This window comes from Maribacter caenipelagi (genome assembly GCF_004364175.1).
GTDB lineage: Bacteria > Bacteroidota > Bacteroidia > Flavobacteriales > Flavobacteriaceae > Maribacter > Maribacter caenipelagi.
Genome location: NZ_SNZW01000017.1, coordinates 76,932 through 92,641 on the forward strand (window position 1 = coordinate 76,932; position 15,710 = coordinate 92,641).

11 protein-coding genes and 1 pseudogene are annotated in these 15,710 nt (G+C 36.2%); 5 read left to right on the forward strand and 7 right to left on the reverse strand.

Annotation, left to right across the window (positions count from 1 at the left end):
- Window positions 1-4: 4 nt before the first annotated feature.
- The 3 genes from DFQ03_RS14720 (at window position 5) to DFQ03_RS14730 (ending at window position 2,945) form a co-directional block, all read left to right on the forward strand.
- The gene (locus DFQ03_RS14720) at window positions 5-1,117 is read left to right on the forward strand and encodes a D-TA family PLP-dependent enzyme (protein ID WP_133673980.1); all 1,113 of its coding nucleotides are present in this window, start codon (window positions 5-7) and stop codon (window positions 1,115-1,117) included.
- 2 nt (window positions 1,118-1,119) lie between these two features.
- Window positions 1,120-2,187: a dipeptidase gene (locus DFQ03_RS14725; protein ID WP_133673981.1), complete on the forward strand. Its 1,068-nt coding sequence runs from the start codon at window positions 1,120-1,122 to the stop codon at window positions 2,185-2,187.
- Window positions 2,188-2,291: 104 nt separating this feature from the next.
- The gene (locus tag DFQ03_RS14730) at window positions 2,292-2,945 is read left to right on the forward strand and encodes a hypothetical protein (RefSeq protein ID WP_133673982.1); all 654 of its coding nucleotides are present in this window, start codon (window positions 2,292-2,294) and stop codon (window positions 2,943-2,945) included.
- Between the two features lie 43 nt (window positions 2,946-2,988).
- Here the strand turns inward: DFQ03_RS14730 and DFQ03_RS14735 are convergent, their stop codons facing one another.
- Genes DFQ03_RS14735 through DFQ03_RS14750 form a run of 4 tightly spaced genes read right to left on the reverse strand, consistent with a single transcriptional unit; the run spans window position 2,989 to window position 10,880 of the window.
- A complete protein-coding gene (locus DFQ03_RS14735) occupies window positions 2,989-6,627 on the reverse strand; it encodes an ABC transporter permease/M1 family aminopeptidase (protein WP_133673983.1) in 3,639 nt (1,212 codons plus the stop codon).
- A gap of 33 nt (window positions 6,628-6,660) precedes the next feature.
- Window positions 6,661-7,548 (reverse strand): ABC transporter ATP-binding protein, encoded by an 888-nt coding sequence (locus DFQ03_RS14740; RefSeq protein ID WP_133673985.1) that lies wholly within the window; start codon window positions 7,546-7,548, stop codon window positions 6,661-6,663.
- 57 nt (window positions 7,549-7,605) lie between these two features.
- Window positions 7,606-9,786, reverse strand: a complete 2,181-nt coding sequence (locus DFQ03_RS14745) for an acylase (protein ID WP_133673987.1) — start codon at window positions 9,784-9,786, stop codon at window positions 7,606-7,608.
- A gap of 47 nt (window positions 9,787-9,833) precedes the next feature.
- On the reverse strand, window positions 9,834-10,880 hold the full coding sequence (locus DFQ03_RS14750) for a TPM domain-containing protein (RefSeq protein ID WP_133673988.1): 1,047 nt from the start codon (window positions 10,878-10,880) through the stop codon (window positions 9,834-9,836).
- A gap of 154 nt (window positions 10,881-11,034) precedes the next feature.
- Between DFQ03_RS14750 and DFQ03_RS14755 the strand changes: the two are divergent.
- Both DFQ03_RS14755 and DFQ03_RS14760 read left to right on the forward strand, forming a co-directional pair.
- A pseudogene (locus tag DFQ03_RS14755) lies at window positions 11,035-11,355 on the forward strand (GIY-YIG nuclease family protein).
- Between the two features lie 63 nt (window positions 11,356-11,418).
- On the forward strand, window positions 11,419-13,158 hold the full coding sequence (locus DFQ03_RS14760; RefSeq protein WP_133673989.1) for an ABC transporter ATP-binding protein: 1,740 nt from the start codon (window positions 11,419-11,421) through the stop codon (window positions 13,156-13,158).
- A 773-nt stretch (window positions 13,159-13,931) separates the two neighbouring features.
- On the opposite strand, the gene DFQ03_RS14765 is transcribed toward DFQ03_RS14760, so the two are convergent.
- The 3 genes from DFQ03_RS14765 to DFQ03_RS14775 form a co-directional block, all read right to left on the reverse strand.
- On the reverse strand, window positions 13,932-14,264 hold the full coding sequence (locus DFQ03_RS14765; protein WP_133673991.1) for a 2Fe-2S iron-sulfur cluster-binding family protein: 333 nt from the start codon (window positions 14,262-14,264) through the stop codon (window positions 13,932-13,934).
- A gap of 70 nt (window positions 14,265-14,334) precedes the next feature.
- Window positions 14,335-15,393, reverse strand: a complete 1,059-nt coding sequence (locus tag DFQ03_RS14770) for an NAD(P)/FAD-dependent oxidoreductase (protein WP_133673993.1) — start codon at window positions 15,391-15,393, stop codon at window positions 14,335-14,337.
- A 72-nt stretch (window positions 15,394-15,465) separates the two neighbouring features.
- Complete coding sequence (locus tag DFQ03_RS14775) at window positions 15,466-15,708, reverse strand: NifU family protein (RefSeq protein ID WP_133673995.1); 243 nt, start codon at window positions 15,706-15,708, stop codon at window positions 15,466-15,468.
- Window positions 15,709-15,710 lie beyond the last annotated feature (2 nt).

Consider the following 15,710-nt stretch of genomic DNA (forward strand, 5'->3'; position numbering starts at 1 on the left):
AGTTATGGCAAACGAAAACTGGTATTCCATACAACATCCTGAGCATGTAATTTCTCCATCATTATTGGTGTATCCTGATAGAATTCAACATAATATCGACTTGATGATTTCTATGATTGGTGATGTAAATCGACTACGCCCACATATCAAAACATACAAAAATGCCAATATTATCAAAATGCAAATGGCGGCAGGTATTCAAAAATTCAAATGCGCTACAATTGCCGAAGCCGAATTACTTGGTGACTGCAATGCAGTTGATGTATTATTAGCAATGCAACCTGTAGGCGCAAATTCACAACGTTTTATTGAATTGATTAAAAAATACCCTAACACCAAGTTATCGACCATTGTCGATAATTCTAAAACATTGATAATTCTTAGTGAACTTGCCAAATCTCATAACATTAAAATTTCGCTTTGGTTAGATATTAATAATGGTATGAACAGAACGGGAATTATACCAGACCACGATGCCTTAGAATTATATACTCAATTACATGAAAATGAACATTTAATCGCTGAAGGCTTACATGTTTATGACGGTCATTTGCGTAATTCAGATCCCATAATACGAGAACGAGAATGTAATACAGCTTTCGAAGCGGCAATCGATTTGAAAAAAAGTATCGAAGAAGAAAATATACCTAGCCCAAAAATTGTGGCAGGTGGTTCGCCAACGTTTCCTTTTCACTGTAAACGGCAAGATGTTGATGCAAGCCCTGGCACTACTCTTCTTTGGGATTCTGGTTACGGAAACCAATTTCCAGAAATGGGCTTTTTACCAGCTGCAGTGCTGTTTACAAGAATAGTAAGTAAACCGACTACCGGAATTCTATGTTTCGACCTAGGTCATAAATCTGTAGCTCCTGAAATGCCTTTTCCTAGAATTGAATTCTTAGACTTAAAACACAGTAAACAAATAAGCCATTCTGAGGAGCATTTGGTGGTAGAGTATGATGATTTAACCATACCAGAGGTTGGTGATGCTTATTATGCCATACCTAGACATATTTGCCCAACTGTGGCGAAATACGACACCCTAACCGTTATAAAAGATAATACCGTTATCGATTACTGGCCAGTAACTGCAAGAACCCAAAAATCTACTATTTAAGCATGTTTATATTTGACGCCCATCTAGACTTGTCCATGAATGCGATGGACTGGAATCGTGACCTTACTTGGTCTATTGAAGAAATCAGAAAAAGCGAACAGGGTTTAACCGACAAGGCTGGTCGTGGCAACAATACCGTTTGTTTAGAAGCGATGAGGAAAGGGAATGTCGGACTCTGCATGGCGACGCAAATTGCTCGCTATGTACATAAAGATAATACCCTGCCGGGATGGAAATCTCCCCAACAGGCATGGGCACACACTCAAGGGCAGCTGGCATGGTACAAAAGCATGGAAGATGCTGGTGAAATGGTTCAGATTACCAACAAATCCCAACTTGATGCTCATTTAGAACTTTGGAAAACGGACGAAGAAAAAAAGCCTATTGGCTACTTACTTAGTCTTGAAGGTGCAGATTCTATCGTTGACATCTCATACCTTCAGAAAGCGTATGATTCAGGTTTAAGAGCCATTGGTCCGGCGCATTACGGTCCGGGCACCTATGCCCACGGCACAAATTCAGTAGGGGGAATCGGAACTAAAGGAAGAGAACTTTTAAAAGAAATTGAACGACTAGGAATTATTCTTGATGTTACCCACCTATGCGACATAAGCTTTTGGGAAACGATGGTAAATTATGACGGTCCGCTTTGGGCAAGTCATAACAACTGCAGAGCTTTAGTAAATCATCACAGACAATTTACAGATGAGCAATTAAAAGAAATTATTGCTAGACAAGGGGTCATTGGCGTTGTTCTCGATGCTTGGATGATGACACCTACTTGGGAGAGAGGCGTTTCTACACCACAATCAGCAAACGTAAGTCTACAGCAAATAATGGATAACATAGATCATATATGTCAATTAGCAGGAAATGCAGATCACGTAGGAATTGGTTCTGATCTTGATGGTGGTTTTGGAAAAGAACAAGGACCCTCAGATGTAGATACCATAGCAGATTTACAGAAAATGACAAAATTATTGCACGATAGAGGTTATGCGCAACCTGATATTGAGAAAATCATGAACCGAAATTTCATTAACTTTCTAAGACGAAATTTGAAATCTTAAACCATCGTTCATCGAATAATTAGGACATCGGCAGTTTTTTAACGAAGCCTTAAGTGCCCATGACAGGGTATTTGTTATCTTTATTTCATCATATTAAAGATTCGATGAGAAAGCTTTTTTTTCTTTTTATTGTTTTGTTCTCTTTTTCTGCGATTGAGGTGTCTGCACAAACAGACTTACCTACGGCTAAACCTTTGAAAATTGACAAAGTAAACCCTATTAACTCAAACGGAACCCCTAGTTCTGGATCTGTTCTGAACATGCCCAATTTAATTAAAGAGTCACCAAGTGTGGATATGAAATCTCCCAACCCTGTAAAAATGCTACGTGATGAAGAATTGGTACAGGCAGGCACGGGTATGAAAATTGATCCACGAATTGGTCCCGGAGAACGGTTAGGTGGTTCTGGACAATATTTTGCCGACCAATATTTAGGCGATGTAAAAAGTAGCGGAAAATTTATTGGTATCGTTTGTAGAGATCATGAGTATGTAGACGGTGATCGTGTAAAAATATACATGAACGATATGGTAGTTGAACATAACCTACTATTAACAGGGGCTTTTAAAGGAATTAATGTTGACCTACAAGACGGTTTTAACCGTTTAGATTTTGAAGCTTTAAACCACGGTTCATCTGCACCAAACACTGCACAAGTTGATGTGTATAACGATAAAGGGGAATTAATCTATTCTAACAAATGGTTATTGTCGGCAGGTTCTAAGGCAACGTTAATCGTTACCAAAGAATCAATGTAAAAGGTGCTTTACAGAATTCTAGTTGTTTTAAATTTCTTAATTTTTATTCTAATTCTTCTAGACTTATTAAATTATCATCTGGTATTCTATCTATCATTTTATTGTAAGGATCTATACCTGCTTTTAACGGTTTTTTGTCGATGATAAATATAAAAGTACTTGTGCCTGGCTTAATCCATTTTTTCTCTAATACAAGTGGAACTTTTTTTGTTTTTCCGTTTATAATAGTGTCATTTTGAAATATGGCAATATCTAATAAATTTGGTTGATCAGGTGCTTCTAATTCTTTACCATTTCCATCATAATAGTTTTTTGCGCTTTCAACCGTAACTTTTACTTCATAAGTATTATCATCTAATTTTTTATAAGTTGCCTCTTTTGCCTTATTCGTATACAAAGTTATTTTCTCAAAACTATCCTTTAAATAATATTGCAAAGAATCTGGAGTGGTTTCTTTTATATACCCATACCATTCATTTGAAGTTGCGAAAGGTGCATGTGGTCTAAATGCAGCACTATCAATAAATTTTTTAAACCCAACATTCAACCTATCTTCATCAATATAATCTTGTAAAGCATACAGAATCAATCCTCCTTTCCTATACCAAACATATGCTTGGGTATCATTATCCAATAAAGTTTTTTCAAACTTATTCTCACCTGCCCTTCCTCGCAAATAATTATCCAACTCTCTTTTTAAGAAATCTTGCATTGCATCTACTCCATATTCTTTTTTCATAACCATAAGTGAAGAGTATTCTGCCATTGATTCAGAAATCTGGTTGGCTCCACGTGTAGCCGATGGTGTTATTTGATGCCCCCACCATTGATGTGCTACTTCGTGAGAAGTTACCATATAGGCATAATCCAAATCTTCTGGATCACTGAAATCTCCTGTCCACCCAAAACTTTCAGCATACGGTACCGTATTTGGAAAAGATTGAGCAAAAGACTGATACCTTGGAAATTCGATTATTCGCATTTGGCGATATTGATATGGTCCGTAATTTTCCGAAAAATAGTCTAACGAATGCCGAACAGCTTTGGCAAATCGCTCCACGTTGTAAGGGTGACCTGGATGATGAAAAATTTCAATGGCAACTTTTTCTCCATTTTTACCCTTCCAATCTTCTTTGTAAACATCATAACGCGCAGAGGAAACATTGAAAAAGTAATCCATTTCACCTTCCATTTTATAATGATAATATTTTCTACCGTTTTCTTCCCATTCCTTTTGCAAATAGCCGGGCATTATGGCAATCTGGTCAGGATCTGTACTAACAGTGCCTTCGAAGGTTACATAATCAGCATCATCATTGAATAGTAAATTGCTTAAACCCCATTTATCATTTTGAGGAGGTGCCGTATACTCCTTTACAGGCAAATCATATTCCTTTCTATATTTATCACTTGTGAGCTCATATTGTAAATTATAGCCAAAAGTCGGAAAAAAGTCATTGTTCAAAAAAGTACCGTTATACACAATATCAGACCCAGAACCCTCATTAGGAAAACCTTTATAACCCTTCTTTACCGCAAGAGTCATCACTACGGTATCGCCTGGCATCATCTCATTTGGTAGTTTATAGAGTTTATAATTAGACTCACTATATACCTTACCTTCTTTCAAATCGACATTATTTACAGCTAACTTTAATAATTCTGTATGTAGTAGTTGACTATCTCCCCAATTAAGATGTAAAGAATCAATAGGTGTTTCTCCTTTATTTACCATAGTAAACGTACCGGACATTGTTGCGTATCTTTCTTCCGGAACCAAATCCACATCTACCTTTACATCTGTAAATTTTGGTTGATTGATAAAGTTGTACTTACTAATTTCTTTTTCATAATTGGCTGCTAATTCCCTACCTTGTTTTACTGTTCTATAAGAATTTAATTCGCTGACATTATAATGCACATACCACCCAGCACAAATCCATACCAATGCACCAACTACTATTACCAATTTCTCTTTAATACCTAAGCGCTGTTTTGCCTCTTTCCACCTAGCCTTGATTCCTGAATCTGTTCCTCGTTTCCAAAATAATAATCCGATCACTGCTAGTACTAGACCAAAACCTAACCAATACAATCGAAACCAATTCTGACCAGAAAGAAAATGTCCAAAACCATTCATATCTGAAATTGTATAGCCAGGTGCGTAGCTATATAAATACATGTTATAATCAATATCGCCCAAACTGCTTATAGCAAATAAAGCTGCCCAAATAGCAATGGTTATTACATGACCTAAAAACTTTTTAGCAATTACGGCATGTACAAAAAATGCCAACATGACGTAAGAAATATATTTTGGAAATTCTATCAAATAGAGGTCGGTAAAGTACATGCCGAACTCAAAATTAAAATAACCTTTTAAAACTTGATTCAATACTCCACTTAATAAAATCATATTTACCAATACGAAACATATAAAGACCAAAGCCATAAATTTAGAACCGTATACCACCCAATTTGGTAGCGGTAGTGCACCATAGATCTGATCATATTTTACACTTCGTTCTCTATGCAAAACTTCACCCGTCATGAAAACAATGAGTATAAATATGAGAACTACATAGTTATAATCTTTAATTTCAAGCATATAATATGTCATGGGCATCATTGGTGTGCCATACGTCGGATTACCGAACCATCCATCAAAAAATAAGAACGCCACGGCAGCAATTAGAATTGCTTTAAAGAACAGATCCTTGGTTATATTTCTGAATTCCATCCAAGCCAGTTTCAGTAACATTTTTATGTTATGCGAGCCGCTAAAAACCTGAGATACTACTGGTATTTTTGTTAATACAGCCGCAGACGAACTATTTGAATCTGTAGTGTCTTTCTTTTTTGCACTTAACTTCTTATTTAAAAAGCGTTGAAAATCAAACTTAAAAACTGTAAACAAACAAATTAACAGACCTATACCTACCCATAATATTCTATTCCACATAACGGTATCTTTGAAAGGTACCGTTAATGTATTTTGCTCTTCTGGAGTCCAATATTGAATTGTATTATTCAATGCGCCAAAACCAAATGGATCCAGTAAACTTACCAACTCCTTATTTTCAATATCTTGTGTAAGCGTTAATGTCACCAAATAAATAATAAACAAAATTGCGCCACCGGCATAGGCCAGCATTATGCGCTTGGTCAATGCTACCAGAGCGAAAAAAATACAACCGGTAAAGAAAAAATTAGACCAGTAAAATACTAATGATGGTTGTAAATAGTGCCATAAGTTAAAACTTGCATAGCGTTCTGCAGGCTCAAAACCTGCAAATGGACCAATAGCGTAACCTATCATAAAACCAAGAATCAAGCCTAAACTGACTAGAAAAAGTATGGCCATCGACCCTGTAAACCTACCTAAAACATATCCCTTTTCACTTATAGGATAACTAAATAAATAATTTTGAGTACCATGCTCAATATCCCTGTAGATGGGCACACCCATTATGGCGCTTGCCAACATAATACCAAAAATACTGACAACATTCAAAGTTGAAGCTAAATTAGTGGGTGCATTCAAAAACACCTTTTCAGAACCTCCCTCAAAACCTCCAATGGAAATTATCATTCCATATAAAAAAAGAATTCCAAAGTAAGCCCAAGTAGCAGGGCGCTTTAAACGATATTTTAATTCAAATAAGAATATTTCAAAAAACATGTTGAATGGTTTTAGTTTGGTGGAAATTGTTGACTATGCGTTAACAGCATTCAAGCGTGCGGTTATTTCAGTGAAATAAACATCTTCTAAATTGGCAGGACTAGCTTGAAAGGTTTCATCTGGTTTTATTTCACTGTATACATGAATTATAGTTCTACCAGCTTTTAAATGCGTAGAAATTACCTGATGCTCTGCTTTATATGCATCGAGATCTTTCTTATCAATCATTTTTTTCCAGATTTTACCTTGTACTCCAGAGGTCAATTCTGTAGGGTTACCCTGGGCCACTACCTCCCCTAGACAAATAATTGCCATATTCTTACAAAGGTTAGCCACATCTTCTACTATATGTGTAGAAAGAATTATAATAGTGTTCTCTCCTATTTCACTCAACAAATTATGAAATCGAACACGTTCTGCAGGATCTAAACCAGCTGTAGGCTCATCAACTATAATTAATTTGGGAGAACCAATTAACGCTTGGGCAATTCCAAAACGTTGTTTCATACCACCGGAGTAAGTTCCTAAACTTTTATTTCGAACATGCCAAAGGTTAGTTTTATTCAATAGCGCCTCAACCAAATCTTTTCGTTCGCCTTTATTAGAAACACCTTTTAACGAAGCTATATGATCCAACATTTTATAAGAAGTCACTTTTGGATACACACCAAACTCTTGTGGCAAATAACCTAATACCTCCCTTACCCTGTCAGTATCCTTTAAAATATCGATATCACCCATGGTAATACTTCCAGAATCTGGCTGTTGCAATGTAGCCATGGTACGCATAAGGGAAGATTTACCGGCACCATTTGGTCCTAAAAGACCGAACATACCATGTGGAATGGTTAATGTAATATTTTTTAAAGCGTGTACGCCATTGGAATAGGTCTTACTTAGGTTTTCAATTTTTAGCTCCATGTATGGTTAGGTATTTAGTGATATTCGGATTAACACACTGATTATTACCTAAATATACTACTTTCTTTCACCAGGTCTGTAAGTTTTCTCTGCTCTTTTTAAGACATCTTCGCGGTAATAAGGCACTTCTTTCCAATCTACATTCTTATAGCTTTCAATCTGATCATCAAAATGTGGTGAGGAAGGATCACCACTTTGCCCGCCTGCCAATATACTCTTAGCCTTTACCATATCTCCAAATTCTACCACGGCCACAAAGCTATTACCCCTTGTACCATATATTTTTTTGGCACCTTCTGTTGTGTATCGCGCACCATATGCAGCCAGTGCTCCCCACCTTCCTGAGGCAAAACCGATAGGAATACTAGGTTTATTGTCATCAAATTGTTGAACGATATCACCTGTTATGCGTTGATACCTATTCACCTCTCCCCAAGGTATTTTCCACGTCACATAATCAGCCGTTAGCTGATCGATTACTTCTTCGAAGATTTTTAATGATTCTTCTGTATGTGTACCAAAATAGGTCATACGCTCCATATCACTAATATTTTCTGGATGCTTAGCCCTATTACCCATTGCGGTACCATAAAAATGAGCCAAGGTCATAGCAACTTGATCTTCGCCCGTAGTATAATCCCAATTTTCAAGAATTTTTATTGGCTCCCTTAGTTTCGGATTTTTATCATCATGAGAATTATAGGCTTTGACCAAACCAGGTATCAAAGCTTTAAATGCTGGTAAATATGGGTCGTGTGCTAATTGAATTAAACTATCTATAGTATACCTCTTTCTATCTTTTAGCAATTCTATTGCATGTACTCCCCTAAAATTCTCTTGATCTTTTGACATGTAATATGGATAATCTTCTGTCTTAGGACTAAATTCTAAAGCTGAAGTAAACGGAGTAGAATTACAATTTTGAATCCACCCATTTTCAGGATTCAAAACCAAAATATTTTCATCTACCGTATGCAATCCCTGCCAATCTGTTTTAGGATTACTACCATCAACGGGTTCAGCATAATTGAATTGTACATCGCGTTTTGGAACATAATTGCCATGAAAATAAGCAATATTCCCTTCCGCATCTGCATACACGGTATTGTTACTTGAATTGGTTCGAATATCCATCATATCACGAAAACCTTTGTACCCATTTTGTTTGGTTCGTATAAATGACTGCTCTAAAGCTTTTACTGGTTCCCACATCATCGCAGATGCTGTCCATTGTCCATCGGCAACGTGGGTTATGGGACCGTGATGAGTTCTATAGGCAGGATATTTCTTCTCTTTCAACTTTTTACCATCAAGATATTTCAATACGATTTCAAATGATTTTACAGGTCGTAATTCTTCTCCATATTCATAGAACAAATTATCATCGTTCTCAACAATGGTTTCCTTAAATTCATCCATAACATCGGTATAGGTAGATGTATGCATCCATCCGGTTTTTTCATTAAAACCTTGATACACAAAAAATTGACCCCAAGTTACCGCACCGTAAGCATTTAATCCTTCCTCCGAAACTACATGAACTTCTCCCCTAAAATAAAAAGAGGTATGCGGATTGATCAATAATAACGGATTGCCGGACTGTGTCAATTTTCCTGAAATAGCAATGCCATTAGAACCCTGGGGTTCTTCAGCTTCCTTTTCTTTCTGTAATTGCATCAATTCCACTTTTGGTAACGCCATATCACTTTCATAAAACGCGGCAATTTTCTTAGTTGAAATACGCTCAATATCTCCACCTATAGATCCTTCACTAAAATACATAGGCATCCATGGTTCAAAATGCGTTAATAATCTCGGTTTTACCTCTGGGTGTGTGTATAGGTAATAATTGATTCCGTCAGCAAAGGCATCACATAATTTTTTTAACCAAGCGGGACTATTTTCATAATTAACGATTGCCTCCTCTTCAGTCATGAACAACTTTGCTCTTAAATCGCTATACAACGCTTCTTTCCCATCTATTTCTGCCAACCTACCTGTTGCCCAAATATAGTTTTGCTCAACTCGATTAAAATCATCTTCACACTGTGCATATAACAATCCGAAAACCGCATCGGCATCGGTCTTACCATAAATATGAGGCACACCAAAATCATCTCTTATTATTTCAATATTGGCTGCTTGCGCTTCCCATTCTTCTATTTCACCTTTCTCTGGCTTATTTGTCTTACACGATAAAACCAATAGAAATACTAGCAAATAAATAATTCTGTTCATGAGCATTATTTTAATGAATTATTGAGGATTATAAAAGTACTTGAATTTTACCAACTTCCGCTTGATCCACCACCGCCAGAACTTCCACCGCCTCCAGAAAATGAACTACCACCTCCGCCTGAAGAACTGCTGCCAGAACCAAAAGAATGACTTCCTGATGAAGAAAATGTTTTTCTATAATATGTTTTATCGTTTTTTAGCCACGAAATTCTCAAATCTTCCTTACCCGATAGTTTTAGCTTTATAAATGCGATGATAGCAGCTATGCCAAAAAACGGAAGTAACAACCACAACAAAATTTTAGGATTATCAAAGATTTGCATGGCAATATCTTGATCAGCTGTATAAACACTATATCCAACAAAAAGTGGCACAACCATGAAAACCATACCAAACAATGTAGAAAGAGAACCTCCTAATAGCATAAAAAAACCAGGTAACACTCCCAGCTTACCCATAAATATCCCTCTAAAAACCTCTATGATATTCCTGTAACTTCTATAAAAGAAAAACCCACCAACACCTACAAATATGGATAGAAAAACTCCTAAAAATATAATCATATAAAGTCTTTCCCTACTATTTTCATCGGCAATTTCTTTTTTAAACTCATCAAGTGCTTCTGGATCATTAAGAAACGTTATAAGCTGATCCGTTGCTTTATCTATGCCTGCAAAATACTTCTCTTCCTTAAAGTTAGGAATCATGGTATTTCTTATAATTCTTGATGCTACGGCATCGGTAATGTAGGGTTCCAATCCGTAACCGACCTCTATTCTAACCTCTCTGTCCAATTCTGAAAATAAAATCAATAGTCCGTTATCCTTCCCTTTTTGACCAATTCCATTCTGATTAAATAGACCGTTGGCATAAGACTTAATGGTATCAAAGCCTAATTCTTTTATGGTTACCACCACCAACTGATTTGTAGTAGCGTCTTCAAAATCAACCAAACGCTGATTTAAATCAACCACTTGATCTGGAGTAAAAATGATAGCACTGTCAGTTACGAAATCGCGCAATTCGTAGTATTGCTCTTGGGCATTCGAATAAAATGTAACTAATAAAAAAAGAAGAATTGTTTTTTTAAGCATTGGTCGGTAATCAGGTTACTCAAATATAAAAACCTTTATCGACACAAATAGTCATTATCAAAATCTATTCTAGATTCGGTAAAACTTTAGAATTGAAGTAACTTGCAGATCGATGTCAGGTCGAGCGCAGTCGAGACCTCTTTTTATAATGTAAATGAAATTGTATTATGTATATATTTTAAAATGTTCTGATGGCTTAGCCTACACAGGTATAACTAATGATATTTCTAGAAGATTAGAAGAACACCAAAAAGGCATGAATACAGGTAGTTTACATACAAACGTAGACCGGTTGAACTAATTTTTCATCAAGAATTTAATGATGTAAAACAGGCAATATTATTTGAGAAGAAAATAAAAAAAATGGAGTGCAAAAAAGAAATATGCTTTAGCCAATGGAAATTTTGACCTAATCCAGATTTTAGCAGAATGTAGAAATGCATCACATTCAGATTTTAAACCAGAGAACAAATAAGGTCTCGACTGCGCTCGTCCGGACAATAGTATTTTAAACAGTAATTAGTAAGAGTAAACCCCTATGGCAGAAAAAAAAGTAAGTATTCTAACCGCATTCAAAACTATCATCTGGCCTCGTAGAAAATTGGTTTTGCTGGGCTTATTGCTTATTGTTATCAGTAAAGCGGCAAGTTTTGTTGCGCCGGTATCCTTACGTTACTTCTTAGATGACATCATACCCAATAAAAATTACGACCTATTAAAAATATTGGTTGCAGTGGTGATTTTTGCATTTTTGGTACAAGCGGTTATGTCATTCTTATTAACTAAAGTACTAAGTATACAGGCGCAGTTCATGATTTCTGAATTGCGCTCTCAAGTACAAAAACAAGTACTTTCGCTTCCTATTCGATTTTTTGACAATACCAAATCGGGCTCTCTGGTTTCTAGAATTATGAGCGATGTTGAAGGTGTAAGAAACTTGATCGGTACCGGACTCGTACAACTTGTAGGTGGTACAATTACCGCAGTGGTATCTCTTATTCTTTTATTAAGAATTAGCCCGACCATGACGCTTTTAACCTTTGTTCCCTTAATATTATTTGCATTTATTGCATTGAAAGCATTCAAGATTATTAGACCGGTATTTAGGGAGCGCGGTAAAATTAATGCGGAAGTAAAAGGTAGGTTGACAGAAACCCTTGGCGGAATTCGCGTTATAAAAGGATTTAACGCTGAAGGTCAAGAAAGTAAAGTTTTTGAAGAAGGTGTAGATAGATTATACCAAAATGTAAAGAAGAGTTTAACAGCCACAGCATTTATGACCAGTGCCTCCACTTTTTTACTAGGTCTGGCAACAACCGGAATCATGATGGGTTTTGGCGGTTATAAAATGATGCAGGGAGAATTGACTACCGGTGAGTATTTTGAGTTCACATTTCTTCTAGCTCTTATGGTAGCGCCTATTGTGCAAATGAGTAATATAGGAAGCCAATTGACAGAAGCTTTAGCAGGTTTAGACCGTACGGAAGAGTTAATGAACAAGGTATCTGAATCTGATGAAAAAGACAGAACCATAACACTATCTGATATTAAAGGCGATATGGTTTTTAATGATGTGTCATTTGCCTACGAAGAAGACAAAGATGTTTTACACAACATTAGCTTTGAAGCAAAATCTGGCGATGTAATTGCTTTAGTTGGCAGTTCTGGTTCTGGTAAATCTACCATTGCAGGCTTGGCCGCTAGTTTCCTAAATCCGGATTCGGGAGAGATTACCATAGACGGTACAGATTTATCAAAAGTTGATCTTACTAGTTTTAGACAGTATCTAGGCGTTGTTTTACAAGACGATTTTCTATTTGAAGGTACTATTAGAGAAAACATACTTTTCCCAAGACCTGATGCTTCTGAAGAAGAGTTGCAAGCCGCTATTAAAGCAGCCTATGTTGATGAGTTTACAGATAGATTTGAAGAAGGGTTAAATACCGTTATTGGTGAGCGAGGAGTCAAATTATCTGGCGGACAAAGACAACGTATAGCTATAGCCAGAGCTGTATTGGCAAACCCTAGAATATTAATACTTGATGAGGCTACTTCTAACTTAGATACCGAAAGCGAGGCGCTAATTCAAAAAAGTTTAGCTGAACTTACCAAAGGAAGAACAACTTTTGTCATTGCCCACAGATTAAGTACCATTAGAAAAGCGAATCAAATTTTAGTTATCGAAAACGGACGCATAGCAGAACAAGGTACTCACGAAGAACTAATTGCAGTAGAAGGCAGATACCACAACTTGTTTACATACCAGGCTAGAATATAAATTGGTTGAAGGTTGTTCGTTGTTGGAACAATAACTGTCATTTTGAGCGCAGTTGAAAAACTTAGGAACACGAATTTAGCAGATTACTTCTTCAATCTTGATTTCATCTCGTTTCCTCGCAATGACGGAAACAATAATCCCTTCGTCTTAGCGAGTGTAACGCGGCTATCTGTTCGTTTGGAACACGTATCTGATGGTTATTGGAAATTAAAAAGATGTTAGTTCGAGTGAATTTTCGAAGCATGAGAAAATTTGTATCAAGAACCCTTGTGAGTACCTGGGACATTCTCTATTTTTCCTCTCAATGACTGCTAAATTATTGTTTCGTAATATCAAGTATAGGGTCGTTATGCGTTGTTTGGAAAATATAGCTGTTAATTGATGTTGAAAATTTCAATCCATTAATGGAACAGTCAATAATAGCCAAAGCACAAACAACCCCCAAACTAAGCCTAAGGCATTAATTACCAGTAGTAACATACTTTTACTAAACCCATCCTTAAAAACAAGAAAAGCACTAATCAACAACAAATTGATTGAAAGGGTGAGTGGAATACTAGAAAGCCCATATTCTAAAGATTCAATAAGATTTCTAAGAGAGATAATGGTAAATGGCAAAAAATAAAAATTAATAAGAATAATTGAAATCGACAAAATCTTATTAGCAACTTTCATTTCTTAACCTTTACGACTATTAATTATGTTTAATGCCATAATCGTAGCCTTTCTTATTACAGATTACTTCCTAACAAAGAGACTCCTCGCAATAAAAACTAAAGTTCTTCGGGAGCTAGCTCAACTTCTAATCCGTCCATTTCTTCGGTAATATGAAGTTGACAGCCTAAGCGTGAATTATCTTTTACATTAAATGCTTCAGAAAGCATTGCTTCTTCGTCATCACTCATTTCTGGAAGTTCTGTGTCTGACACTACATAACATTGGCATGAAGCACACATAGCCATACCACCGCAAATACCAATGGTTCCTTCTGGAGCTAGTTCATAAGAACGAACAACCTCCATTAGGTTCATGTTCATATCTGTAGGGGCGTCTATTTCATGCAACACTCCTTCGCGGTCGATTATTTTTATTTTGATATCAGTCATTCAATAATAATTTTTCAAACTTATAGCGTTGTAGCCCTTCGACTACGCTCAGGATGACATTTTAGTTTATTTATTCAATTGTTTTCACTACCGCTTTTGGCGCTTCCTTTTTAGTTCCGTCAAATCCGCTTACTCCTCCTACGGTAGTATATTTCATGACATACTTTTTATCTGGATGAATTTTTTGAAAAGCGCTTTGGCACATCAACGTAGCTTCGTGAAAACCACATAGAATTAGTTTTAATTTGCCTGGGTATGTATTTACATCGCCAATGGCGTATATACCTTGTATATTAGTTTGATAATCGAACGTATCAACTTTAATGGCATTTTTTTCAATCTCTAATCCCCAATCACCTATTGGACCTAATTTTGGCGAAAGACCGAATAAAGGAATAAAATTATCTACCTCTAAAGTAATCTCTTCCTTAGCATCAGAAATCTTTCTAATTAATACAGATTCTAATTTCTCTTCACCATTTAGTGCAATAATTTCTGCTGGGGTAATCAAATTCAATTTTCCTGAATTTTTCAATTCTTGAACTTTCTCAACAGAATCTAAAGCTCCTCTAAATTCGTTTCTTCTATGTACCAAGGTTACTTGCGAAGCTACATCTGACAAGAAAATACTCCAATCCAAAGCAGAATCTCCTCCACCGGCTATGACTACTTTCTTATCTCGGTATACTTCAGGATCTTTAATCATGTAAGCTACCCCGTTGTCTTCAAATTTTGACAAATTATCCAATAGGGGTTTTCTAGGTTCAAAGCTTCCCAATCCTCCAGCAATAGCTACTATAGGCGCATGGTGCTCAGTTCCTTTGTTTGTGGTTACCACAAAGGTACCGTCATCTAATTTTTTGATTGTTTCTGCTCGTTCGCCTAAAGTAAACCCAGGTTGAAAAGATTTGATTTGCTCCATCAGATTATCTACCAAATCGCCCGCCAATACTTCTGGAAAACCAGGAATATCATAAATAGGCTTTTTGGGGTAAATTTCTGAACACTGCCCACCTGCTTGTGGTAAGGCATCAATTAAATGGCATTTTAGTTTTAGTAGTCCGGCCTCAAAAACAGCAAAAAGACCCGTAGGTCCTGCTCCAATTATTAATATATCGGTCTTAATCATTACTTCAATTCTTTGTAATATCCTTCAAAACTATCAATCTATCCTATTAAAAGTTAAGATAATTATCAGGATTCAATCTGCAATATTAATAACTTCTTGTATCTGTGGTGCGTATTTTTTAATCGTCATTTCAACACCACTTTTCAGCGTCATTTGATTGACACTGCATCCAACACAAGCACCTTCTAACTTTACTTTAACAGAAGATTCATCATCAATAGAAATTAATGTAATATCACCACCATCACTTTGTAAAAAAGGTCTGATTTCTTCTAAAGCTTTTTCAACATTTAATTTTAGTTCTACTGATGTCATAT